Consider the following 22,978-nt stretch of genomic DNA (forward strand, 5'->3'; position numbering starts at 1 on the left):
CTAGGGTGAAACGTTTACAATGTCGCTTTTGTCGCGGCAGAACATCACCATGTCTTTTCCATATTCGCTAAAGCCGTTTAATACTTTTGGCGTGGAGCAATCTTGCTTATCCATGATTGAAGTCCATTCCAAGGCAGAGCTGCAATCGACCTGCTTATCCTTATATCAGTCTAAGCGACCTATGCTTGTCCTCGGCGGCGGCAGCAATATCGTATTCACCGATGATTTTAATGGCACTATAGTGCGAGTGTTGACTAAGGGTATTTCCTTCTCTGAAGATGACACTCACTTTTACCTTGCCGTTGAGGCGGGTGAGAACTGGCATGAATTGGTTCAGTTCAGCTTAAATCAGAACATGCCAGGTCTTGAGAACTTAGCGCTTATCCCTGGTACTGTTGGTGCAGCTCCGATCCAAAACATCGGTGCCTATGGCGTTGAGCTTTGCGATATTTGTGATTGGGTCGAATACATGGATCTCGAGTCTGGCAACTTGTTAAGGCTTACAGTCGATGAGTGTGAGTTTGCCTATCGGGAGTCGATATTTAAAGGCAGCTTACGCGACAAAGCTGTGATAAGCGCCATTGGTTTGCGCCTCCCTAAAGCCTGGCAACCGAAATTGGCCTATGGTCCGTTGCAATCATTTAACGCTGAGACGGTGACCCCAAGGGAGATTTTTGAGCGTGTCTGTGAGGTGAGGAGCGAAAAGCTACCCAACCCTGAAGAACTCGGCAATGCAGGTAGCTTCTTTAAAAATCCTATCGTAAGCGCGGCGACTTATATGCAGCTTGCTGCGCGTTTCCCGAGTATTGTCGGTTATGCTCAACCCAATGGAGAGGTCAAACTGGCTGCTGGTTGGCTGATTGAGCATGCGGGTCTTAAGGGCTTTGCCCTCGGGAACGCGGGAGTGCACGCGAAGCAAGCCTTAGTATTAGTCAATTTAGGCCATGCAACTGGCCAAGATATTTGTCGATTAGCATTACATGTTATTGCGCGAGTGAATGAGGTTTTTGGCGTTAAGTTAGAAGCCGAGCCAAGAATTATGGGATTAACAGGGGAGACGAGTCTCGATGTCTGATAACTGGGTGAGAAAACGCGAAATACTGGGATTACTGTCGAGCGAACATTTTGTCTCGGGTGAAGAGTTGGCGACACAACTGGGTATTTCTCGTGCGGCGGTGAGCAAGCATGTCGATGCTTTGGAAGACTATGGCGTGGCAATTTACAGTGTCAAAGGCCGTGGTTATAAGTTAGCGAACCCCATCTCCCTTATCGACTCGGCTCGGTTAATTCAGTCGATTGATAATCGCTGCTTTTATTTTGATGAGATCCCAAGCACCAACGGTTTTATGTTAAGCCATACGGGTGAGCTTAAGAGTGGCGACCTGTGTGTCGCGGAATACCAGTCGGCAGGACGAGGTCGCCGTGGCCGTACTTGGGTTTCTCCCTATGGGCATCATTTATATTTCTCGCAGTTTTGGTCATTCCCCCAGGGGATGGCGCAGGCAATGGGCCTAAGCCTAGTGGTGGCTTGTAGCTTAGTTGAGGTATTGAAGTCCTTTGGTGTGGATAATATCGGCGTGAAATGGCCAAACGATATTTACCTTAATTATAAAAAGCTTGCAGGGATTTTAATTGAGATGTCAGGTCAGGCTGACAGCGAGTGCCAATTGATCATTGGTATTGGCGTCAACATGGCCATGTCGGAAGATCAAGGTAAAGGTATAGACCAGCCTTGGAGCGATCTATCCGCCTTAGCGACTATGCCAAATAAAACGGATCTCGTGATTGCGCTGCAAAAGCAGCTTAAGAAAGATATTCAACTATTTGAACGCGAAGGATTAGCAGCATTCAAAATGCGTTGGCAAGCGGCTGATTTATTCTATGGCAAAGAGATCCGTCTGCTCATGGGTGAAAATCATGTTGAGGGTATTTGCCGCGGCGTCGACGAGCAGGGCGCAGTGCTACTTGAAACCGCCGATGGCACACAGGCATACATCGGCGGCGAAATTAGTTTAAGGCCGAAATAGGCTATTTGCGCAACAATACGTGGGACATCAAGTGATCCTGGCCTTTTTGCAGGATCAGGTGTGCCCGCTCTCTTGTCGGCTGGATATTGAGTTGTAAATTGGGGCCGTTGATTGTGTCCCAAATCTTCGCCGCAATCGCATTCGCCTCATCATCGCTTAGGCTGGCGTAGTGATGGAAATACGACTTTTCATCACTAAAGGCGCCTTTACGGAATTGCAAAAAGCGCTCCTGATACCACTGCTTTAATAAGTGCTCTTCGGCATCGACGTAAATAGAGAAGTCGACAAAGTCGGAGACGAAGGGGCGACGTATATCTACCGGTGAATCTAAACCAGTTTGCAGTACATTGAGTCCTTCTAGGATCAAAATATCGGGCTGAGAAACCGTTTGATGCTGGCCGCGAATACGATCGTAAGTCACGTGGGAATAGATAGGCGCATTTACATGGGCCTGCCCGGATTTTACCGCCGAAATAAATTCGACCAACATCTTCATGTCGTAACTTTCAGGAAAGCCTTTACGCTGCAAAAGGCCCTTGCGCTTTAAGTCGGCCAGAGGATACAGAAAACCATCGGTAGTCACTAAATCGACCTTAGGATGCTCAGGCCAGTGGCGCAGCAATGCTTGTAAAATACGCGCTGTGGTACTTTTACCCACCGCAACGCTACCAGCGATACTAATGATATAAGGGCTGCTCGAGGGTTTTTGGCCGAGAAACTCATCCAAGACTAAGCCTCGTTGTTGCTTAGATTTTACGATGAGATTGAGTAACCGACTTAGAGGCAAGTAAATATCGGTTACTTCAGAGAGGGAAACCTTCTCATTAATACCGCGCAAATTTTCCAAGTCTTGTTCACTCAGTGTCATTGGCACTGCGTCCCGTAAAACAGACCATTGCGCGCGCTCAAAGGCAAGATAGAGTGCTTTTTGAATTGGATTTTTTGACGTCATTGGCTTTCCTCGGCTTAGGGATCGCACAGTACACCATGACTTAAGTATCGACAATATAAAATCTATTCCCGATGCCCCGTTTGTTTGTCTCGCTTGAGTATTCGCAGAATAATTGCACGACAGCCTAGGTTTGAGTGTAAAAAAACATCATTTGATTGCTTTTTTTAAACAAATCGTCGATTTTTGCTTGCACTTGGGCACACATTTACCTAATATCCCGTTCCGAAATGATTTGCCGGCATAGCTCAGTTGGTAGAGCAACTGACTTGTAATCAGTAGGTCCCGAGTTCGACTCTTGGTGCCGGCACCATTTTACTGGAGGGGTTCCCGAGTGGCCAAAGGGATCAGACTGTAAATCTGACGGCTCCGCCTTCGAAGGTTCGAATCCTTCTCCCTCCACCATTTTCTAGGTAGTTAGGTAGCCTTAGTTAGGTTGCGCGGGCATCGTATAATGGTATTACTCCAGCCTTCCAAGCTGATAACGCGGGTTCGATTCCCGCTGCCCGCTCCAAATTTAGTTGCTGATATGGCTCAGTTGGTAGAGCACACCCTTGGTAAGGGTGAGGTCGGCAGTTCGAATCTGCCTATCAGCACCAGCCTTTCTAAATTAAGCTCCTATACCTAAATAATCGGTTCGATGTCATTTATATGCATCGGATTTTTTCTATATGTATGTTTTCATCACCAAGACTCTTGGATTGAGGCAATACCATGGCAAAAGCTAAATTTGAACGTAATAAGCCCCATGTTAACGTGGGCACCATCGGTCACGTTGACCATGGTAAAACCACTCTGACTGCAGCTATCTCTCACGTACTGGCTAAGACCTACGGTGGTGAAGCTAAAGACTTCTCTCAAATCGATAACGCTCCAGAAGAGCGTGAGCGCGGTATTACCATCAATACCTCTCACATCGAATACGATACTCCAACTCGCCACTACGCACACGTAGACTGCCCAGGCCACGCTGACTATGTTAAAAACATGATCACTGGTGCTGCACAGATGGACGGCGCGATCCTGGTAGTAGCTTCTACTGACGGTCCAATGCCACAAACTCGTGAGCACATCCTGCTGTCTCGCCAAGTAGGCGTACCATTCATCATCGTATTCATGAACAAGTGTGACATGGTTGACGATGCTGAACTGTTAGAATTAGTAGAAATGGAAGTACGTGAACTGTTATCAGAATACGACTTCCCAGGTGATGACTTACCAGTTATCCAAGGTTCTGCTCTGAAAGCGCTAGAAGGCGAGCCAGAGTGGGAAGCTAAGATCATCGAATTAGCAGCGGCACTGGATTCATACATTCCAGAACCAGAGCGTGATATCGATAAGCCATTCCTGATGCCAATCGAAGACGTATTCTCAATCTCTGGTCGTGGTACAGTAGTAACTGGTCGTGTTGAGCGTGGTATCGTACGTGTTGGTGACGAAGTAGAAATCGTTGGTATCCGTGCAACTACTAAGACAACCTGTACTGGTGTTGAAATGTTCCGTAAGCTGCTTGACGAAGGTCGTGCAGGTGAGAACTGTGGTATCCTGTTACGTGGTACTAAGCGTGATGACGTAGAACGTGGTCAAGTATTATCTAAGCCAGGTTCAATCAACCCACACACTACTTTTGAATCAGAAGTATACGTTCTGTCAAAAGAAGAAGGTGGTCGTCACACTCCATTCTTCAAAGGCTACCGTCCACAGTTCTACTTCCGTACAACTGACGTGACTGGAACTATCGAACTGCCAGAAGGCGTAGAGATGGTAATGCCAGGCGACAACATCAAGATGAAAGTCACTCTGATCTGCCCAATCGCGATGGACGAAGGTTTACGCTTCGCAATCCGTGAAGGTGGCCGTACAGTAGGTGCTGGTGTTGTAGCTAAGATTTTCGCTTAATCGCGAATTAGTTATAGTACTGAAAAAGGAAGCTTCGGCTTCCTTTTTTGTTTAAGTCGATTATTTACTAGGTTTTGTGGGTTGCAACGGCTGTGCATCCTTGCTAACAAAGTCGAATAAGAATACAATCTATGGCCGATTTTTGACCCTGAGCTTATGCAACATGCGTTTCTAAGGGTATTCGGAATGCAGAGTATCTAAAGCGTATTGTAACTGGGTCGTATGTCCCTAATTATTGTGCTCAAGCTCAGGCCGTATTGAGTAACGGAATAACCGATGACAACAAATACTGAAAACCAGACTAACTCTCTGGATATCGTGAAGTGGGGTTTAGCGATCCTATTGCTGGCCGCTGCTGTTATTGGCAATCAAATGTATAGCGAGACAAGTGCCGTGATCCGTGCACTGGCTGTTATCGTTGCATTCGCTATTGCTGGTTTTATTGCCCTGCAAACAGAAAAGGGTAAGAAAGCCTTAGCGTTCGCTCGTGAGTCGCAAATTGAAGTGCGCAAGGTCGTATGGCCAACACGTCAAGAAGCGCTTAACACCACTTTTATTGTCCTTGCTGCAACAGGTATTTTAGCCCTTGTTTTATGGGGTTTAGATGCAGTGTTAATGCACATTGTCAATTTCATCACTGGCGTATAGGCACCTCGAATGACTGAAGCTAAAGAAGCTAAAAAAAGATGGTATGTAGTGCAGGCATTCTCAGGCTATGAAAGCCGAGTTTGTAAGTCACTGATTGAATACATTAAAATGCACGGCATGGAAGAGTACTTCGGCGAAGTATTGGTTCCGACTGAAGAAGTCATTGAAATGCGTGCAGGCCAGCGTCGTAAGAGCGAGCGTAAGTTTTTCCCTGGTTATGTTCTAGTCCAGATGGAAATGAACGATGACAGCTGGCATTTAGTCAAAAGCATCCCGCGTGTTTTAGGCTTTATTGGCGGAACTTCTGATCGTCCTGCCCCAATTTCAGATAGAGAAGCGGATGCAATTCTGCGTCGCTTACAAGAAACCACAGCTTCACCGACTCACCGTGTTATTTTCGAGCCGGGCGAAGTGGTGCGTGTTTGTGATGGTCCATTTGCTGACTTTAACGGTACTGTTGAAGAAGTGGATTATGACAAGAGCCGCGTAAAAGTGTCAGTAATGATCTTTGGTCGTTCTACACCTGTTGAGCTCGATTTTAATCAGGTCGAAAAAGGCTGATTAAATTAAATACAAAAATCCGTTTGGCAACGGGTGCGGATTTCTATATAATCCGCACCCGTTGTTTTCGGGGGAGCACGTCGGCATGTCGCTGATGCGCGTTTGAACCCAAACTGAGGAAATGTCAGATGGCAAAAAAGATTGATGCTTATATTAAGCTACAAGTGAAATCAGGTTCTGCGAACCCTTCACCACCAGTTGGTCCAGCTCTGGGTCAGAAAGGTGTGAACATCATGGAATTCTGTAAAGCGTTCAACGCCCGTACAGAAAAAATGGAAAAAGGCATGCCTATTCCAGTCGTGATCACTGTGTACAGTGACCGTTCATTCACTTTCGAAACTAAGACTCCGCCAGCTTCTTACTTACTGAAGACTGCTGCAGGCCTGAAATCAGGTTCTCCACGTCCAAACACTCAGAAAGTAGGTACTATCGCTCGTGCTAAGATTCAAGAAATTGCTGAATTGAAAGCGGCCGATATGACTGGTGCTGATGTTGAAGCGATGACTCGCTCAATCGAAGGTACTGCGCGTTCAATGGGTTTGGTTGTAGAGGGTTAATATAATGGCAAAACTAACTAAACGCATGCGCGTAATCCGCGAGAAAGTTGACGGTACTAAGTTATACGAAATCAACGACGCTGTTGCTCTGTTAAAAGAATTAGCAACCGCTAAGTTCGTTGAAAGTGTTGACGTTGCTGTTAACCTGGGTATCGACCCACGTAAATCAGACCAAAACGTTCGTGGTGCTACTGTATTACCACACGGTACTGGTCGTGAAGTTCGCGTTGCAGTATTTACACAAGGTGCAAATGCTGAAGCTGCAAAAGCTGCTGGTGCAGAACTCGTTGGTATGGATGATCTGGCTGAGCAAATCAAAGCTGGTGAAATGAACTTCGACGTAGTTATCGCATCTCCAGATGCAATGCGCGTTGTTGGTATGTTAGGTCAAATCTTAGGCCCACGTGGTTTAATGCCTAACCCAAAAACTGGCACAGTAACACCAAACGTTGCTGAAGCAGTTAAGAACGCTAAAGCTGGTCAAGTTCGTTACCGTAACGACAAGAACGGTATTATCCACACTACTATCGGTAAAGTGGATTTCACACCAGTTCAATTGAAAGAAAACTTGGAAGCGTTAATCTCGGCACTGAAAAAGGCTAAGCCTGCAGTTGCTAAAGGTGTATACGTGAAGAAAGTTAGCATCTCTACCACTATGGGTGCAGGTGTAGCTATCGACCAAGCGACTCTCGATACAGCTAACTAATTTTACAAGGTGAGCGCATTAGTCTATAATGCGCGCACTTTGTGGGTTGAAGCCTGTTTTTGATGTGTAACGCATCGTGAAACGGGCTTCCGTCCAAGACCGCAGGTGTTTTCCTTATCGGTTTACTTAATTTCCTGCGTAGACGGTGTCAGGCCCCAGCTAAATTTTTTTACTGGATAATCTGCACCGTAAGTCACTAAATACATAAGTATTTAGTATGGTAAATACTAGGGGAATACCCTAGGTGGAATCCAGGAGTAAAGCCAATGGCATTAAGACTCGAAGACAAAAAAGCGATTGTTGCTGAAGTCAACGAAGCTGCCAAAGGTGCGCTATCTGCAGTAGCCGCTGATTCACGCGGTGTAACTGTAGGTGCTATGACCGGTCTGCGTAAAAAAGCTCGTGAAGCTGGTGTTTATGTACGTGTAGTACGTAACACTCTGGCTCGTCGTGCTGTTGAAGGTACTGCATTTGAGTGCCTAGCAGAAACGTTCACTGGCCCAACTTTGATTGCTTTCTCTAACGAGCACCCAGGTGCTGCAGCACGTCTGTTAAAAGACTTTGCTAAAGAGCAAGCTAACTTCGAAGTTAAAGGCGCAGCCTTTGAAGGGAATTTCATCCCTGCAGCTGAAATTGATCGTTTGGCGAAACTGCCAACATACGAAGAAGCACTAGCACAGTTAATGATGACTATGAAAGAAGCATCTGCTGGCAAGTTCGTTCGTACTCTGGCCGCCCTGCGCGATCAAAAACAAGAAGCCGCTTAATTTTAAGCTGGCTGCTTAATAAAATTGAATTCAGAACAATAGGAAACATTTGTTATGTCTATCACTAAAGACCAAATCTTAGAAGCCTTTGCAGCTATGTCTGTAATGGAAGTTGTTGAACTGATCGAAGCTATGGAAGAGAAGTTCGGCGTTTCTGCTGCTGCTGCAGTAGTTGCTGGCGGTGCTGCTGATGCAGGTGCTGCTGCTGAAGAACAAACAGAATTCACTGTTATGTTAACTGCTCACGGCGACAACAAAGTTGCTGTTATTAAAGCAATCCGTGGCGCAACTGGTTTAGGCCTGAAAGAAGCTAAAGCAATGTCTGAAGCTGCTCCAGTAGCAGTTAAAGAAGGCGTTTCTAAAGAAGAAGCTGAAGCTCTGAAGAAAGAACTGGTTGAAGCTGGTGCTACAGTAGAGATCAAGTAAGCTATTATGTAGCTTACTCACCCAAGCCAATTGGGTGGAGGCTGGCGGTTTTTTAACCGTCGGCCTTTTTTGCGCTATATGCGTCGGCGATTTTTTTTCACCGTTTATCGCCAAATTTTGCAGTCCCTAGCAGAGATTACTGGTTAGGTTCTTGCCATCAACGGTGATGGGCAAACGTGCTGAATTTAATGACTATTGTTATAAGTTCAGTCTTGGTCACATCTCGCAAGCAGAGGAAACCCATGGTTTACTCCTATTCTGAAAAGAAGCGTATTCGCAAAGACTTTGGTAAGCGTCCACAGGTGTTGGATATTCCTTACCTTTTGTCTATTCAGTTAGACTCTTTTAAGAAGTTCACCGATCAAGATCCTACCGGTGAGCGCGGTTTAGAAGCCGCCTTCCGTAGCGTTTTTCCCATCAAGAGCTTTTCTGGTAATTCAGAACTGCAATACGTCAGCTATAAGCTTGGCGAGCCTGTTTTTGATGTGAAAGAGTGTCAGATCCGTGGTGTTACATATTCAGCTCCACTGCGCGTTAAGTTACGCATGGTGTTGTATGATCGTGAAGCAGCGGCCGGCACTGTAAAAGATATTAAAGAACAAGAAGTCTACATGGGCGATATCCCATTGATGACTGACAACGGTACCTTTGTGATCAACGGTACTGAGCGTGTAATCGTATCTCAATTACACCGTTCTCCAGGCGTATTCTTCGATCACGACCGTGGTAAAACCCACTCATCAGGTAAGGTGCTGTATAACGCACGTATCATTCCTTACCGTGGTTCATGGTTAGACTTTGAATTCGATCCTAAAGATGCGCTGTTCGTACGTATTGACCGTCGCCGTAAATTACCTGCGACCATCATTCTGCGCGCATTAGAGTACTCTACTCAAGAGATCCTCGACCTGTTCTTCGAACGTGTTGAATTCAAGATCAAGAAAGATACTCTGGTTATGACCTTAGTACCTGAGCGTCTGCGTGGCGAAACCGCCAGCTACGACATCAAGGATGCTGAAGGTACCGTATTGGTTGAAGCGGGCCGTCGCGTGACTGCACGTCATATTCGCCAACTCGAAAAAACCAACACCACTGAACTCGAAGTACCAGTTGAGTACATCGTGGGCAAATATGCTGCTCAAGATTACATCGATCCGGACACGGGTGAAGTATTAGTTTCTGCTAACAGTGAAATCAGCTTAGAAGACTTAGCGAAGTTATCACTGGCAGGCATCAAAGAGCTAAGCACGTTGTACATCAACGAGCTAGACCACGGTGCTTACATCTCTGACACTCTGCGTATCGATCCAACCACTAACCGCTTAGAAGCGTTAGTTGAGATCTACCGCATGATGCGTCCTGGTGAGCCACCAACCAAAGATGCAGCAGAAGCCCTGTTCCAAAACTTATTCTTCAGCGAAGAACGTTATGACCTGTCTAAAGTAGGTCGTATGAAGTTCAACCGTCGTCTCAGCATTCCTGATGACGAAGGTAGCGGCGTACTGTCTAAAGAAGACATCGTTGCAGTAATGAAGAACATCATTCACATCCGTAACGGCTTCGACGAAGTGGACGATATCGACCACTTAGGTAACCGTCGTATTCGTTCTGTGGGTGAAATGGCTGAAAACCAATTCCGTGTTGGTCTGGTCCGTGTTGAGCGCGCCGTGCGTGAACGTCTGTCATTAGGCGATCTGAACGAGCTGATGCCACAAGACTTAATCAACGCTAAGCCAATCTCTGCTGCAGTGAAAGAGTTCTTCGGTTCTTCTCAGCTGTCACAATTCATGGACCAAAACAACCCGCTGTCAGAAGTAACGCATAAGCGTCGTATTTCTGCTCTTGGCCCAGGTGGTTTGACCCGTGAACGTGCTGGCTTCGAAGTCCGCGACGTACACCCAACGCACTATGGTCGTTTATGTCCAATTGAGACCCCTGAAGGTCCAAACATTGGTCTGATCAACTCATTAGCGAGCTTTGCCCGTACTAACTCTTACGGCTTCTTAGAAACCCCATACCGCAAAGTGGTAGACGGTGTGATCACTGACGATGTGGAATACTTGTCAGCGATTGAAGAAGGTCGTTATGTGATTGCACAGGCGAACATCGAAGTTGACTCACAAGGTCGCATGGTTGAAGAACAGATCGCATGTCGTCACAAAGGTGAATCTACCTTTATGCGCGCGTCTGACATTCAATACATGGACGTATCGCCACAACAGATCATCTCTGTTGCTGCGTCTCTGATCCCGTTCTTAGAACACGACGACGCGAACCGTGCATTGATGGGTGCGAACATGCAACGTCAAGCGGTACCAACACTGAAATCAGAGAAGCCTCTGGTCGGTACTGGTATTGAGCGCACGTTAGCTGTGGACTCAGGCGTAGTTGTTGCTGCCAAACGTGGTGGTGTGATCGATTACGTTGATGCGAGCCGTATCGTAGTTAAAGTAAATGAAGACGAGCTGCGCCCTGGCGAAGCGGGTATCGACATTTACAACCTGACTAAGTACACCCGTTCTAACCAAAACACTTGTATCAACCAACGTCCATGTTGTTCAGTTGGTGAGCCAGTGGTTCGTGGCGACGTGTTAGCAGACGGTCCGTCTACTGACTTAGGTGACTTAGCCCTTGGCCAGAACATGCGTATCGCGTTCATGCCTTGGAACGGTTACAACTTCGAAGACTCGATCTTAATTTCTGAGCGTGTTGCACAGGAAGACCGTTTCACCACTATCCACATTCAAGAGCTGTCTTGTATCGCTCGTGATACCAAGCTGGGTAGCGAAGAAATCACTGCTGACATTCCAAACGTAGGTGAATCTGCTCTGTCGAAACTCGACGAGTCAGGTATCGTTTACATCGGTGCAGAAGTGAAGGGTGGTGACATTCTGGTAGGTAAAGTCACGCCAAAAGGCGAGACACAACTGACTCCAGAAGAGAAGTTACTGCGCGCCATCTTCGGTGAGAAAGCGTCTGATGTGAAAGACAGCTCACTGCGTGTACCTAACTCTGTTAAAGGTACCATCATCGACGTTCAGGTATTTACCCGTGACGGCGTTGAGAAAGACAAACGCGCCATTGAAATCGAAGAAATGCACATTGCCCAAGCTCGTAAAGACTTAGGCGAAGAGTTCAAGATCCTTGAAGAAGGCGTATTGAGCCGTGCGCGCAACTTATTATTAAGTGCCGGTTTCACTGAAGCACAAATCGCAGCATTGCCACGTAAAGATGTATTGGTTCAAGTCATTGACGATGAAACCAAACAAACTGAACTTGAGCAATTAGCTGAACAGCATGAAGAGCTGAAAGCAGACTTCGATAAGAAGTTTGAAATCAAACGTCGCAAGATCACCCAAGGTGATGACTTGGCACCAGGCGTACTGAAGATCGTTAAGGTTTACTTAGCGGTTAAACGTACTATCCAACCAGGTGACAAGATGGCGGGTCGTCACGGTAACAAGGGTGTTATCTCTAAGATTAACCCAATTGAAGACATGCCGTACGACGAGCAAGGCAACCCTGTGGACATCGTATTGAACCCGCTAGGCGTTCCATCACGTATGAACATCGGTCAGGTTCTTGAAGTTCACTTAGGTGCTGCTGCTAAAGGTATTGGTAACAAGATTGCTGCCATGCTGGAAGATCAGCGCGAGAAGGGACTTGCAGAAGTTCGTAGCTACATCAAGCAAGTGTACGAATTAGGTGACGAAGTGCAGCAGCGCGTTGACATCGATTCATTCACTGATGATGAGTTACTGCGCTTAGCCAACAACCTGAAAGGCGGTATCCCAGTTGCTACGCCAGCCTTCGACGGTGCTAAAGAGAAAGAGATCAAGCAGATGCTTGAGCTTGCAGGCTTGCCAACCTCTGGTCAGCTGAAATTATTTGATGGTCGTACCGGTAACGAATTTGAGCGTCCAGTAACTGTTGGTTACATGTACATGCTCAAACTGAACCACTTAGTTGACGATAAGATGCACGCCCGTTCTACTGGTTCGTACAGCTTAGTGACTCAACAACCACTGGGCGGTAAAGCTCAGTTCGGTGGTCAGCGTTTCGGGGAGATGGAAGTGTGGGCACTAGAAGCATACGGTGCCGCTTATACGCTTCAAGAAATGCTCACCGTGAAATCGGATGACGTTAACGGTCGTACTCAGATGTATAAGAACATCGTCGACGGTAACCATCAGATGCAGCCTGGCATGCCAGAGTCCTTCAACGTATTACTGAAGGAGATCCGTTCACTCGGTATCAACATCGAGTTGGATCAGGAATAAGCGCAGGTATTTAGCCGCGTTTGGCAACAGAATGGTGCTCCGTGAGAGCGGAGCACCCGGTTTAACTCCTTCAGGAGAGAAACGTGAAAGACTTATTAAAGTTTCTGAAACAGCAAAGCAAGACTGAAGAATTTAACGGCATCAAAATTGGTCTGGCATCGCCTGATCTGATCCGTTCTTGGTCTTTTGGTGAAGTTAAGAAGCCAGAAACCATTAACTACCGTACCTTCAAGCCTGAGCGTGAAGGTCTGTTCTGTGCGCGTATCTTTGGCCCGGTCAAAGATTACGAATGTTTGTGCGGTAAGTACAAGCGTTTGAAGCACCGTGGTGTGATCTGTGAAAAGTGTGGTGTAGAAGTTACCCAGACTAAAGTACGTCGTGAGCGTATGGGTCACATTGAACTGGCTAGCCCAGTTGCCCACATTTGGTTCTTGAAATCACTGCCGTCCCGTATCGGTTTAATGCTGGACATGACGCTGCGTGATATCGAGCGCGTACTGTATTTTGAATCTTTCGTCGTGATCGAGCCTGGCATGACCAGCCTTGAACGTGGCCAAATGCTGACAGAAGAAAACTATCTGGACGCATTAGAAGAATACGGTGACGAATTCGAAGCTAAGATGGGTGCTGAAGCGGTATTAGAACTGCTGCGCGCAATCGATCTCGAAAAAGAAATCGAACAAATGCGTGAAGAGCTGCCATCAATCAACTCTGAGACTCGTCGCAAGAAAGTGACCAAGCGTCTTAAGTTGATGGAAGCGTTCCACACGTCTGGCAACAAGCCAGAGTGGATGATCTTAAAAGTACTGCCTGTGTTACCACCTGACTTACGTCCGCTGGTACCGCTCGATGGCGGCCGCTTCGCGACTTCAGATCTGAACGATCTGTACCGCCGCGTGATCAACCGTAACAACCGTTTGAAGCGTCTGTTAGATTTAGCTGCGCCGGACATCATCGTACGCAACGAAAAGCGTATGTTACAAGAGTCTGTTGATGCGCTATTAGATAACGGTCGTCGTGGTCGTGCTATTACTGGTTCTAACAAACGTCCTCTGAAATCTTTGGCCGATATGATCAAAGGTAAACAAGGTCGTTTCCGTCAGAACTTGTTAGGTAAGCGTGTTGACTACTCTGGTCGTTCGGTAATTACCGTAGGTCCTACTTTACGTCTGCACCAATGTGGTCTTCCTAAAAAGATGGCACTGGAACTGTTCAAGCCATTCATCTATGGCAAGCTGGAAGGTCGTGGCTTAGCGACAACCATCAAAGCGGCTAAGAAGATGGTAGAGCGTGAAGTGGCGGAAGTTTGGGACGTTCTGGATGAAGTGATCCGCGAACATCCAGTGATGCTTAACCGTGCACCAACACTGCACAGACTGGGTATCCAAGCGTTCGAACCTGTACTGATTGAAGGTAAAGCAATCCAGTTACACCCACTCGTTTGTGCGGCATACAACGCCGACTTCGACGGTGACCAAATGGCGGTACACGTACCGTTAACACTGGAAGCGCAGCTTGAAGCTCGTGCCCTGATGATGTCTACCAACAACATCCTGTCACCAGCGAACGGCGAGCCTGTAATCACGCCGTCTCAAGACGTGGTATTAGGTCTGTACTACACCAGCCGTGAGCGTATCAACGGCCGTGGTGAAGGTATGTACTTTATGTCTGTTGCTGAAGTTGAAAAAGCTTACGCAACTGGCGCTGCTGAACTGCATGCCCGCGTGAAAGTGCGTATCACTGAAACCGTTATCGGTGACAATGGTGAGCGCAGCGAACAACGTCGTATCGTAGATACTACTGTTGGCCGTGCTCTGCTGTCACAAATTCTGCCAGCAGGTTTGTCATTTGATCTGGTTAACCAGAACATGGGCAAAAAGCAGATTTCTAAACTATTGAACACTTGTTACCGCCAATTAGGTCTGAAAGATACCGTAATCTTCGCTGACCAACTGATGTACACAGGTTTCCGTTACGCCACTATCTCTGGTGCATCTGTCGGTATCGACGACATGGTGATCCCAGCTGAGAAGTACACCTTAGTTGCTGACGCTGAAGCAGAAGTGCTCGAAATTCAAGAGCAGTTCCAATCAGGTCTGGTTACCGCGGGTGAGCGTTACAACAAAGTAATCGACATCTGGGCAAGTGCGAACGAAAAAGTTTCTAAAGCGATGATGGAAAACCTGTCAACTGAGACAGTGATTAACCGTGATGGCGTTGAAGAGAAACAAGCTTCGTTCAACAGCATTTACATGATGGCCGACTCGGGCGCTCGTGGTAGTGCCGCACAGATCCGTCAGTTAGCGGGTATGCGTGGTCTGATGGCGAAACCAGACGGTTCGATCATCGAAACCCCAATCGTAGCGAACTTCCGTGAAGGTCTGAACGTACTTCAGTACTTCATCTCAACCCACGGTGCGCGTAAAGGTCTAGCCGATACCGCATTGAAGACAGCGAACTCGGGTTACCTGACTCGTCGTCTGGTTGACGTTGCTCAAGACTTAGTGGTCATCGAAGACGATTGTGGTACTCACGAAGGTCTAACAATGAAGCCGCTGATCGAAGGTGGTGACGTTGTTGAGCCATTGCGTGAACGCGTACTGGGTCGTGTGGTTGCTGTTGATGTTCTGTACCCAGGTACAGAAGATGTGCTTGCACCACGTAACACTCTGCTCGACGAAGCATGGTGTGACAAGTTAGAAGAACACTCAATCGACGAAGTGATTGTACGTTCAGTAATTACCTGTGATACCGACTTCGGTGTGTGTGCGGCATGTTATGGCCGTGACTTAGCCCGTGGTCACCTGATTAACCACGGCGAAGCCATCGGTGTTGTCGCGGCACAATCAATCGGTGAACCAGGTACACAGTTAACGATGCGTACGTTCCACATCGGTGGTGCGGCATCGAGAGCGTCTGCAGAAAACAACGTTCAAGTGAAGAACTCTGGTTCGTTGAAACTGCACAACGCTAAGTACGTGACTAACACTGACGGCAAGCTGGTTATCGTTTCTCGTTCTTCTGAACTGGCGATCATCGACGAATTAGGTCGTGAGAAAGAGCGTTATAAAGTGCCTTACGGTACTGTGCTCGAGAAGTTAGAAGAAGCATCAGTTGAAGCGGGCGATATCATCGCTAACTGGGATCCACATACTCACCCAATCATCACTGAAGTGGCGGGTAGTATTAAGTTCGTTGACATGATCGACGGCGTGACCATGACTCGTCAAACAGACGAACTGACTGGTCTGTCATCAATCGTGATCCTCGACGTGGGTCAACGTGGTTCAGCGGGTAAAGAAATGCGCCCAATGATCCGTCTGGTTGGTGCCGACGGTAGCGACCTGATGATCCCAGGTACTGAAGTACCTGCACAATACTTCTTACCAGGTAGTGCGATCGTTAACCTTGACGACAACGCGCAAATCGCCGTGGGTGACGCGTTAGCACGTATTCCACAAGAATCGTCTAAAACACGCGACATCACGGGTGGTCTACCACGCGTTGCTGACCTGTTCGAAGCCCGTAAGCCAAAAGAGCCAGCAATTCTGGCGGAAATCTCTGGTACCATCTCGTTTGGTAAAGAGACCAAAGGCAAGCGTCGTCTGGTGATCACACCAGCGGATGGCGGTGAACAGTACGAAGAGATGATCCCGAAATGGCGTAACTTAAACGTGTTCGAAGGTGAAAAAGTCGAACGTGGTGAAGTTATTGCTGACGGTCCAGAAGCGGCGCACGACATTCTGCGTCTACGTGGCATCCACAACGTAGCAAACTACATTGTGAATGAAGTGCAAGACGTATACCGTCTACAAGGCGTGAAGATCAACGATAAACATATCGAAGTGATCATCCGTCAAATGCTGCGTAAGTGCGTGATCACCTCTGCGGGTGACAGTGAGTTCTTAGAAGGCGAACAAGTAGAAGTGTCTCGCGTGAAGATCGCTAACCGCGACCTGATCGAACAAGGCAAAGTGCCTGCGACCTTCGAACGTGAACTGCTGGGTATTACCAAAGCGTCTCTGGCAACAGAATCGTTCATCTCTGCAGCATCGTTCCAAGAAACAACTCGCGTACTGACAGAAGCTGCCGTAGGTGGTAAGTCTGATAACTTACGTGGTCTGAAAGAAAACGTAATCGTTGGCCGTCTGATCCCAGCCGGTACTGGTTATGCTTATCACAAGACCCGTAACGATGCCCGTGCTAAGAAAGACGAGCCAGTTGTAGTGAATAAGATCACTGCAAGTGAAGCAGAACAAAACCTTGCAGACCTCCTAAACCTGGCTGGTAGCCAAGATTAAGTAATCAGTTTGTAACAAAAAGGCGCCTATGGCGCCTTTTTTATTGTAAAATGCCGCAAAAGTTGGCTATTTCTTGACAGTCAGGCATTACCTTTCTAAAATTCCGCGTCCCACCATTGTGGGATATAGATTTTTCACACCTTATCGTTGAGTTTGATTCAACTGTTTCGGAGCTATACATGGCAACTGTAAACCAGTTGGTACGTAAGCCACGCGCACCTAAAGTCGAAAAGACTAACGTGCCTGCGTTGAACGCGTGCCCACAAAAACGTGGTGTATGTACACGTGTGTACACTACTACCCCTAAAAAACCTAACTCTGCACTACGTAAAGTAGCTCGTGTGCGCTTAACTAACGGTTTCGAAGTAACTTCGTACATCGGCGGTGAAGGCCACAACCTGCAGGAACACAGCGTGATCTTAATCCGTGGTGGTCGTGTAAAAGACTTACCAGGTGTGCGCTATCACACTGTTCGTGGCGCCCTAGACTGTGCTGGCGTGAACACTCGTCGCCAAGGTCGTTCTAAGTACGGTGCTAAGCGTCCTAAGTCTTAACGCAATCCGTTAAGTAAGGCCAAGCTAGTTTTATTTTGAGAATTCCAGTTTTGGAAATCCCTGAAGCATACGGAGAATTGTTATGCCAAGACGTCGCGTTGTAGGACAACGTAAAATCCTACCAGATCCAAAGTTTCACAGTGAGTTGCTGGCTAAGTTCATCAACGTCATTATGCAAGACGGCAAAAAGTCGACTGCAGAAAAAATCATTTACAAGGCGCTGGATGTTATCGCTGAAAAGAAAGGCGCTAATCATTTAGACATCCTTGAAGCAGCCCTGGACAACGTACGCCCATCAGTCGAGGTTAAATCTCGTCGTGTTGGTGGTTCTACTTACCAGGTACCATGTGAAGTTCGTCCTGTGCGTCGTAACGCACTGGCGATGCGCTGGTTAGTTGAAGCTGCTCGTAAGCGTGGTGAAAAATCTATGGCTTTACGTCTAGCAGGTGAAATGCTAGATGCGTCTGAAAACAAAGGTACTGCTGTTAAGAAGCGTGAAGACGTGCACCGCATGGCTGAAGCTAACAAGGCCTTTGCTCATTACCGTTGGTAATTTGATGGTGTGGGCTTAGGCCCACACCATTGTTGTTGATATTGCCAAGGCAATTGTCTTGGTGGAGAGGGTATAATAGTGGCTCGTACAACCCCAATTGAGCGTTATCGTAATATCGGTATTTGTGCTCATGTGGATGCAGGTAAAACCACCACAACAGAACGTGTTCTGTTCTATACCGGTTTGTCTCATAAAATCGGTGAGGTGCATGACGGCGCCGCGACCACTGACTGGATGGTACAAGAGCAAGAGCGTGGTATTACTATCACCTCGGCTGCTGTAACCACATTCTGGCGTGGTATGGATGCTCAATTCACTGAACACCGCATCAATATCATCGATACCCCTGGTCACGTTGACTTCACTATTGAAGTTGAACGTTCTTTGCGCGTTCTCGACGGCGCTGTAGTGGTTTTCTGTGGTTCTTCAGGTGTTGAACCTCAATCAGAAACCGTTTGGCGTCAAGCTGACAAATACCGCGTTCCACGCTTAGTGTTTGTTAACAAGATGGACCGCGCAGGTGCGGACTTTGAACGTGTAGTGAAGCAAATCAGAACTCGCCTGGGAGCGACTTGTGTGCCTATTCAATTGAATATCGGCGCAGAAGAAAACTTCACTGGCGTGATCGACTTAATCAAGATGAAAGCCATTAACTGGAACGAAGCGGACCAGGGTATGACTTTCACTTATGAAGAGATCCCTGCAGAGTTAGCGGCGAAAGCGGCTGAAATGCATGAGTATCTGGTTGAGGCAGCAGCCGAGGCCTCGGATGAACTGATGGACAAGTACCTTGAAGAAGGCACACTGTCAGAAGACGAGATAAAAAAGGCACTGCGTCAGCGTACTATTAATAATGAAATCGTTTTAGCGACCTGTGGTTCTGCATTTAAGAACAAAGGCGTTCAAGCGGTTCTTGATGCGGTTGTGGAATTCTTGCCAGCCCCCGTCGATGTGCCTCCAATTAAGGGCATTGATGACAATGAGCAAGAAGTTGAGCGCCCATCAGATGACAATGCCCCTTTTGCGGCGTTGGCATTTAAGATTGCTACAGACCCGTTCGTGGGTACTTTGACCTTTATTCGCGTGTACTCTGGCGTACTCGAATCAGGTTCTGGCGTTTATAACTCTGTTAAACAGAAGCGTGAACGTATCGGCCGTATCGTGCAAATGCACGCTAACGATCGTACAGAACTGAAAGAAGTTCGTGCAGGTGATATCGCTGCGGCTATCGGTCTGAAAGAAGTCACCACGGGTGATACACTTTGTGATCCTGATCACAAGGTGATCTTGGAACGCATGGAGTTCCCTGAGCCAGTAATTACCATTGCCGTTGAGCCTAAGTCTAAAGCAGACCAAGATAAAATGGGTATTGCGCTGCAAAAACTCGCAGCTGAAGATCCATCCTTCCGGGTTGAGACTGACGAGGAATCATCACAAACACTGATTTCTGGAATGGGTGAGTTACACTTAGACATTATCGTTGACCGTATGCGTCGCGAATTTGGTGTTGAGTGTAACGTTGGTAAGCCACAAGTGGCCTACCGCGAAACCATTCGCGCATCAGTCGAGGCTGAAGGTAAATTTGTACGCCAATCAGGTGGCCGTGGACAATTCGGTCATGTTTGGTTAAAACTAGAGCCTAATGAAGAAGGCGCTGGTTACGAATTTATCAACGCGATCGTTGGGGGTGTAGTTCCACGTGAATTCATTCCAGCGGTTGATAAAGGTATCCAAGAGCAGATGAAGAACGGTGTTCTCGCCGGCTTCCCTGTGTTGGACGTGAAGGTCACTCTGTTCGACGGTTCATATCACGATGTGGACTCGAATGAAATGGCGTTCAAAATTGCGGGTTCTATGGGCTTCAAAAAGGGTGCGCTCGAAGCGAATCCTGTGTTGCTCGAGCCTTGCATGAAAGTAGAAGTAACTACTCCTGAGAACTACATGGGCGATGTGGTTGGTGACTTAAACCGTCGTCGTGGTTTGATTGAAGGTATGGATGATGGCTTTGGTGGCATCAAAATAGTCCATGCTGTAGTGCCTCTTTCTGAAATGTTTGGTTATGCAACTGATTTGCGTTCTGCGACTCAGGGTCGTGCTTCCTACTCCATGGAGTTCTTGAAGTACACTGATGCACCGCAAAACATTGCGAAAGCGATTATTGAATCTCGTAGCTAATTTTAAGTTACGACATAAATGTAATATGGTCCTGTTGATACAGGATTATTCTGAAAAGAAAGGAATATATCGTGGCAAAAGCTAAATTTGAACGTAATAAGCCTCACGTAAACGTGGGCACCATCGGTCACGTTGACCATGGTAAAACCACTCTGACTGCAGCTATCTCTCACGTACTGGCTAAGACCTACGGTGGTGAAGCTAAAGACTTCTCTCAAATCGATAACGCTCCAGAAGAGCGTGAGCGCGGTATTACCATCAATACCTCTCACATCGAATACGATACTCCAACTCGCCACTACGCACACGTAGACTGCCCAGGCCACGCTGACTATGTTAAAAACATGATCACTGGTGCTGCACAGATGGACGGCGCGATCCTGGTAGTAGCTTCTACTGACGGTCCAATGCCACAAACTCGTGAGCACATCCTGCTGTCTCGCCAAGTAGGCGTACCATTCATCATCGTATTCATGAACAAGTGTGACATGGTTGACGATGCTGAACTGTTAGAATTAGTAGAAATGGAAGTACGTGAACTGTTATCAGAATACGACTTCCCAGGTGATGACTTACCAGTTATCCAAGGTTCAGCTCTGAAAGCGCTAGAAGGCGAGCCAGAGTGGGAAGCTAAGATCATCGAATTAGCAGCGGCACTGGATTCTTACATTCCAGAACCAGAGCGTGATATCGATAAGCCATTCCTGATGCCAATCGAAGACGTATTCTCAATCTCTGGCCGTGGTACAGTAGTAACTGGTCGTGTTGAGCGTGGTATCGTACGTGTTGGTGACGAAGTAGAAATCGTTGGTATCCGTGCAACTACTAAGACAACCTGTACTGGTGTTGAAATGTTCCGTAAGCTGCTTGACGAAGGTCGTGCAGGTGAGAACTGTGGTATCCTGTTACGTGGTACTAAGCGTGATGACGTAGAACGTGGTCAAGTATTATCTAAGCCAGGTTCAATCAACCCACACACTACTTTTGAATCAGAAGTATACGTTCTGTCAAAAGAAGAAGGTGGTCGTCACACTCCATTCTTCAAAGGCTACCGTCCACAGTTCTACTTCCGTACAACTGACGTGACTGGAACTATCGAACTGCCAGAAGGCGTAGAGATGGTAATGCCAGGCGACAACATCAAGATGAAAGTCACTCTGATCTGCCCAATCGCGATGGACGAAGGTTTACGCTTCGCAATCCGTGAAGGTGGCCGTACAGTAGGTGCTGGTGTTGTAGCTAAGATTTTCGCTTAATCGCGAATTAGTTATAGTACTGAAAAAGGAAGCTTCGGCTTCCTTTTTTATTTTGGGCTGGCGTTATTCTGAAATTTGTGTAAAATACCCGCCAATCTGAAGTTGAATAGTCTTTTTGATGACTATTTACACAGCGGGCTTGAAATCTAATTTTAGATAAGTATAATGGCCCCCTCGTTAACCTAGGTTAGCGAATTAAATGATGAGTCAATGAATTCGTCATTATCATAGCGGCTCCGATTGGGAGTCGAACGGTTAAATCATCTCGCTCTGCTTTTCCAGTTGGGAAGAAGCTAGAGGGTGATTTTTTATGTGTCCATTTTAGGAGCTCTGGTCAATGCAGAACCAAAGAATCCGTATCCGCTTAAAAGGATTTGATCATCGCTTAATTGATCAGTCTACAGCGGAAATCGTTGAAACTGCTAAGCGTACAGGCGCCCAAGTACGTGGTCCAATTCCACTACCTACGCGCAAAGAGCGTTATACCGTTTTGATCTCTCCGCACGTTAATAAAGATGCTCGTGACCAGTACGAATTACGTACTCACAAGCGCCTGGTTGACATCGTAGAGCCAACTGAAAAGACTGTAGACGCTCTAATGCGTTTAGATCTTGCGGCTGGTGTCGACGTACAGATTAGCTTGGGTTAATTGAGATCCTTAGAAGAGGTTTGAGAGATGGCTATCGGTCTTATTGGTCGTAAAGTTGGTATGACTCGCATCTTCACTGAAGATGGTGTTTCTATACCTGTTACAGTAATTGAAGTTGCTGGCAACCGTGTTACTCAAGTGAAAACTTTAGAAACTGACGGTTACCGCGCGCTTCAAGTTACTACTGGTACCAAAAAAGCCAATCGCATCACTAAACCAGAAGCAGGTCACTTTGCCAAGAGCGGTGTTGAAGCCGGTCGTGGACTGTGGGAATTGCGTCTGGCAGACGGTGAAGGCGAAGGCATTGAAGTTGGTGCTGAGCTAAATGTAGGTATCTTCGCTGATGTAGCGAAAGTTGACGTTACTGGTCAATCTAAAGGTAAAGGCTTCCAAGGCGGCGTTAAGCGTTGGAACTTCCGTACTCAAGATATGACTCACGGTAACTCTTTGTCGCACCGTTCGAACGGTTCTATCGGTCAGAACCAAACGCCTGGTCGCGTATTTAAAGGCAAGAAAATGTCAGGCCACATGGGTGCCGAGCGTGTTACTACTCAAAATCTGGACGTTGTACGTGTAGATGTTGAACGTAACCTGCTACTGGTTAAAGGTGCTGTTCCGGGCGCAACTAACGGCGACCTGATCATCAAGCCTGCAGTTAAAGCTTAAGGTC

18 protein-coding genes and 4 tRNA genes are annotated in these 22,978 nt (G+C 47.1%); 21 read left to right on the plus strand and 1 reads right to left on the minus strand.

Annotation, left to right across the window (positions count from 1 at the left end):
* Positions 1-49 precede the first annotated feature (49 nt).
* On the plus strand, positions 50-1,075 hold the full coding sequence (murB, locus tag CF168_RS00960) for a UDP-N-acetylmuramate dehydrogenase (RefSeq protein ID WP_089068878.1): 1,026 nt from the start codon (positions 50-52) through the stop codon (positions 1,073-1,075).
* Complete coding sequence (gene birA / locus CF168_RS00965; RefSeq protein ID WP_089066693.1) at positions 1,068-2,027, plus strand: bifunctional biotin--[acetyl-CoA-carboxylase] ligase/biotin operon repressor BirA; 960 nt, start codon at positions 1,068-1,070, stop codon at positions 2,025-2,027. Before murB ends, birA begins: the two co-directional genes overlap by 8 nt.
* Position 2,028: 1 nt before the next feature.
* Here the strand turns inward: birA and coaA are convergent, their stop codons facing one another.
* Positions 2,029-2,979 (minus strand): type I pantothenate kinase, encoded by a 951-nt coding sequence (coaA, locus tag CF168_RS00970; RefSeq protein ID WP_089066694.1) that lies wholly within the window; start codon positions 2,977-2,979, stop codon positions 2,029-2,031.
* A gap of 234 nt (positions 2,980-3,213) precedes the next feature.
* Here coaA and CF168_RS00975 point away from each other — a divergent pair.
* From CF168_RS00975 to rplC, 19 genes are all read left to right on the plus strand, one after another.
* Positions 3,214-3,289 (plus strand) — tRNA-Thr (locus tag CF168_RS00975).
* Between the two features lie 7 nt (positions 3,290-3,296).
* Positions 3,297-3,381: transfer RNA gene (locus CF168_RS00980), tRNA-Tyr, on the plus strand.
* Between the two features lie 35 nt (positions 3,382-3,416).
* Positions 3,417-3,490: transfer RNA gene (locus CF168_RS00985), tRNA-Gly, on the plus strand.
* A 9-nt stretch (positions 3,491-3,499) separates the two neighbouring features.
* A tRNA-Thr gene (locus tag CF168_RS00990) sits at positions 3,500-3,575 on the plus strand.
* A 115-nt stretch (positions 3,576-3,690) separates the two neighbouring features.
* Complete coding sequence (tuf, locus tag CF168_RS00995; protein ID WP_011715454.1) at positions 3,691-4,875, plus strand: elongation factor Tu; 1,185 nt, start codon at positions 3,691-3,693, stop codon at positions 4,873-4,875.
* Positions 4,876-5,151: 276 nt separating this feature from the next.
* Positions 5,152-5,523, plus strand: a complete 372-nt coding sequence (gene secE, locus CF168_RS01000) for a preprotein translocase subunit SecE (protein ID WP_011621018.1) — start codon at positions 5,152-5,154, stop codon at positions 5,521-5,523.
* Positions 5,524-5,532: 9 nt separating this feature from the next.
* Positions 5,533-6,084: a transcription termination/antitermination protein NusG gene (gene nusG / locus CF168_RS01005; RefSeq protein WP_088213140.1), complete on the plus strand. Its 552-nt coding sequence runs from the start codon at positions 5,533-5,535 to the stop codon at positions 6,082-6,084.
* A 128-nt stretch (positions 6,085-6,212) separates the two neighbouring features.
* A complete protein-coding gene (gene rplK, locus CF168_RS01010; RefSeq protein WP_011621019.1) occupies positions 6,213-6,641 on the plus strand; it encodes a 50S ribosomal protein L11 in 429 nt (142 codons plus the stop codon).
* A 4-nt stretch (positions 6,642-6,645) separates the two neighbouring features.
* The gene (rplA, locus tag CF168_RS01015; RefSeq protein ID WP_011715456.1) at positions 6,646-7,347 is read left to right on the plus strand and encodes a 50S ribosomal protein L1; all 702 of its coding nucleotides are present in this window, start codon (positions 6,646-6,648) and stop codon (positions 7,345-7,347) included.
* A gap of 266 nt (positions 7,348-7,613) precedes the next feature.
* A complete protein-coding gene (rplJ, locus tag CF168_RS01020) occupies positions 7,614-8,114 on the plus strand; it encodes a 50S ribosomal protein L10 (protein ID WP_023265431.1) in 501 nt (166 codons plus the stop codon).
* Between the two features lie 54 nt (positions 8,115-8,168).
* Entirely contained in the window at positions 8,169-8,540 is a 372-nt protein-coding gene (rplL, locus tag CF168_RS01025; RefSeq protein ID WP_011624800.1) for a 50S ribosomal protein L7/L12, read from the plus strand.
* A 242-nt stretch (positions 8,541-8,782) separates the two neighbouring features.
* Entirely contained in the window at positions 8,783-12,820 is a 4,038-nt protein-coding gene (rpoB, locus tag CF168_RS01030) for a DNA-directed RNA polymerase subunit beta (RefSeq protein WP_089066695.1), read from the plus strand.
* A gap of 83 nt (positions 12,821-12,903) precedes the next feature.
* A complete protein-coding gene (gene rpoC, locus CF168_RS01035) occupies positions 12,904-17,121 on the plus strand; it encodes a DNA-directed RNA polymerase subunit beta' (protein WP_089066696.1) in 4,218 nt (1,405 codons plus the stop codon).
* A gap of 179 nt (positions 17,122-17,300) precedes the next feature.
* On the plus strand, positions 17,301-17,675 hold the full coding sequence (gene rpsL / locus CF168_RS01040) for a 30S ribosomal protein S12 (protein ID WP_011494631.1): 375 nt from the start codon (positions 17,301-17,303) through the stop codon (positions 17,673-17,675).
* 82 nt (positions 17,676-17,757) lie between these two features.
* On the plus strand, positions 17,758-18,228 hold the full coding sequence (rpsG, locus tag CF168_RS01045) for a 30S ribosomal protein S7 (protein ID WP_011070613.1): 471 nt from the start codon (positions 17,758-17,760) through the stop codon (positions 18,226-18,228).
* Between the two features lie 78 nt (positions 18,229-18,306).
* A complete protein-coding gene (fusA, locus tag CF168_RS01050) occupies positions 18,307-20,403 on the plus strand; it encodes an elongation factor G (protein ID WP_089066697.1) in 2,097 nt (698 codons plus the stop codon).
* A gap of 71 nt (positions 20,404-20,474) precedes the next feature.
* Positions 20,475-21,659: an elongation factor Tu gene (gene tuf / locus CF168_RS01055; protein ID WP_011715454.1), complete on the plus strand. Its 1,185-nt coding sequence runs from the start codon at positions 20,475-20,477 to the stop codon at positions 21,657-21,659.
* 337 nt (positions 21,660-21,996) lie between these two features.
* On the plus strand, positions 21,997-22,308 hold the full coding sequence (gene rpsJ, locus CF168_RS01060) for a 30S ribosomal protein S10 (RefSeq protein ID WP_011070616.1): 312 nt from the start codon (positions 21,997-21,999) through the stop codon (positions 22,306-22,308).
* 27 nt (positions 22,309-22,335) lie between these two features.
* Entirely contained in the window at positions 22,336-22,974 is a 639-nt protein-coding gene (rplC, locus tag CF168_RS01065) for a 50S ribosomal protein L3 (RefSeq protein ID WP_011070617.1), read from the plus strand.
* Positions 22,975-22,978 lie beyond the last annotated feature (4 nt).

The organism is Shewanella bicestrii, from assembly GCF_002216875.1.
GTDB lineage: Bacteria > Pseudomonadota > Gammaproteobacteria > Enterobacterales > Shewanellaceae > Shewanella > Shewanella seohaensis.

Bases quoted from the DNA above. Each gene is read 5' to 3' on its own strand.
- murB (WP_089068878.1), top strand. From the start codon at position 50: ATGTCTTTTCCATATTCGCTAAAGCCGTTTAATACTTTTGGCGTGGAG.
- rpsG (WP_011070613.1), top strand. From the start codon at position 17,758: ATGCCAAGACGTCGCGTTGTAGGACAACGTAAAATCCTACCAGATCCA.
- secE (WP_011621018.1), top strand. From the start codon at position 5,152: ATGACAACAAATACTGAAAACCAGACTAACTCTCTGGATATCGTGAAG.
- coaA (WP_089066694.1), bottom strand. From the start codon at position 2,979: ATGACGTCAAAAAATCCAATTCAAAAAGCACTCTATCTTGCCTTTGAG.
- rplA (WP_011715456.1), top strand. From the start codon at position 6,646: ATGGCAAAACTAACTAAACGCATGCGCGTAATCCGCGAGAAAGTTGAC.
- rpsL (WP_011494631.1), top strand. From the start codon at position 17,301: ATGGCAACTGTAAACCAGTTGGTACGTAAGCCACGCGCACCTAAAGTC.
- nusG (WP_088213140.1), top strand. From the start codon at position 5,533: ATGACTGAAGCTAAAGAAGCTAAAAAAAGATGGTATGTAGTGCAGGCA.
- rpsJ (WP_011070616.1), top strand. From the start codon at position 21,997: ATGCAGAACCAAAGAATCCGTATCCGCTTAAAAGGATTTGATCATCGC.
- rplJ (WP_023265431.1), top strand. From the start codon at position 7,614: ATGGCATTAAGACTCGAAGACAAAAAAGCGATTGTTGCTGAAGTCAAC.
- rplK (WP_011621019.1), top strand. From the start codon at position 6,213: ATGGCAAAAAAGATTGATGCTTATATTAAGCTACAAGTGAAATCAGGT.
- rplL (WP_011624800.1), top strand. From the start codon at position 8,169: ATGTCTATCACTAAAGACCAAATCTTAGAAGCCTTTGCAGCTATGTCT.
- tuf (WP_011715454.1), top strand. From the start codon at position 3,691: ATGGCAAAAGCTAAATTTGAACGTAATAAGCCCCATGTTAACGTGGGC.
- birA (WP_089066693.1), top strand. From the start codon at position 1,068: ATGTCTGATAACTGGGTGAGAAAACGCGAAATACTGGGATTACTGTCG.
- rpoB (WP_089066695.1), top strand. From the start codon at position 8,783: ATGGTTTACTCCTATTCTGAAAAGAAGCGTATTCGCAAAGACTTTGGT.
- rplC (WP_011070617.1), top strand. From the start codon at position 22,336: ATGGCTATCGGTCTTATTGGTCGTAAAGTTGGTATGACTCGCATCTTC.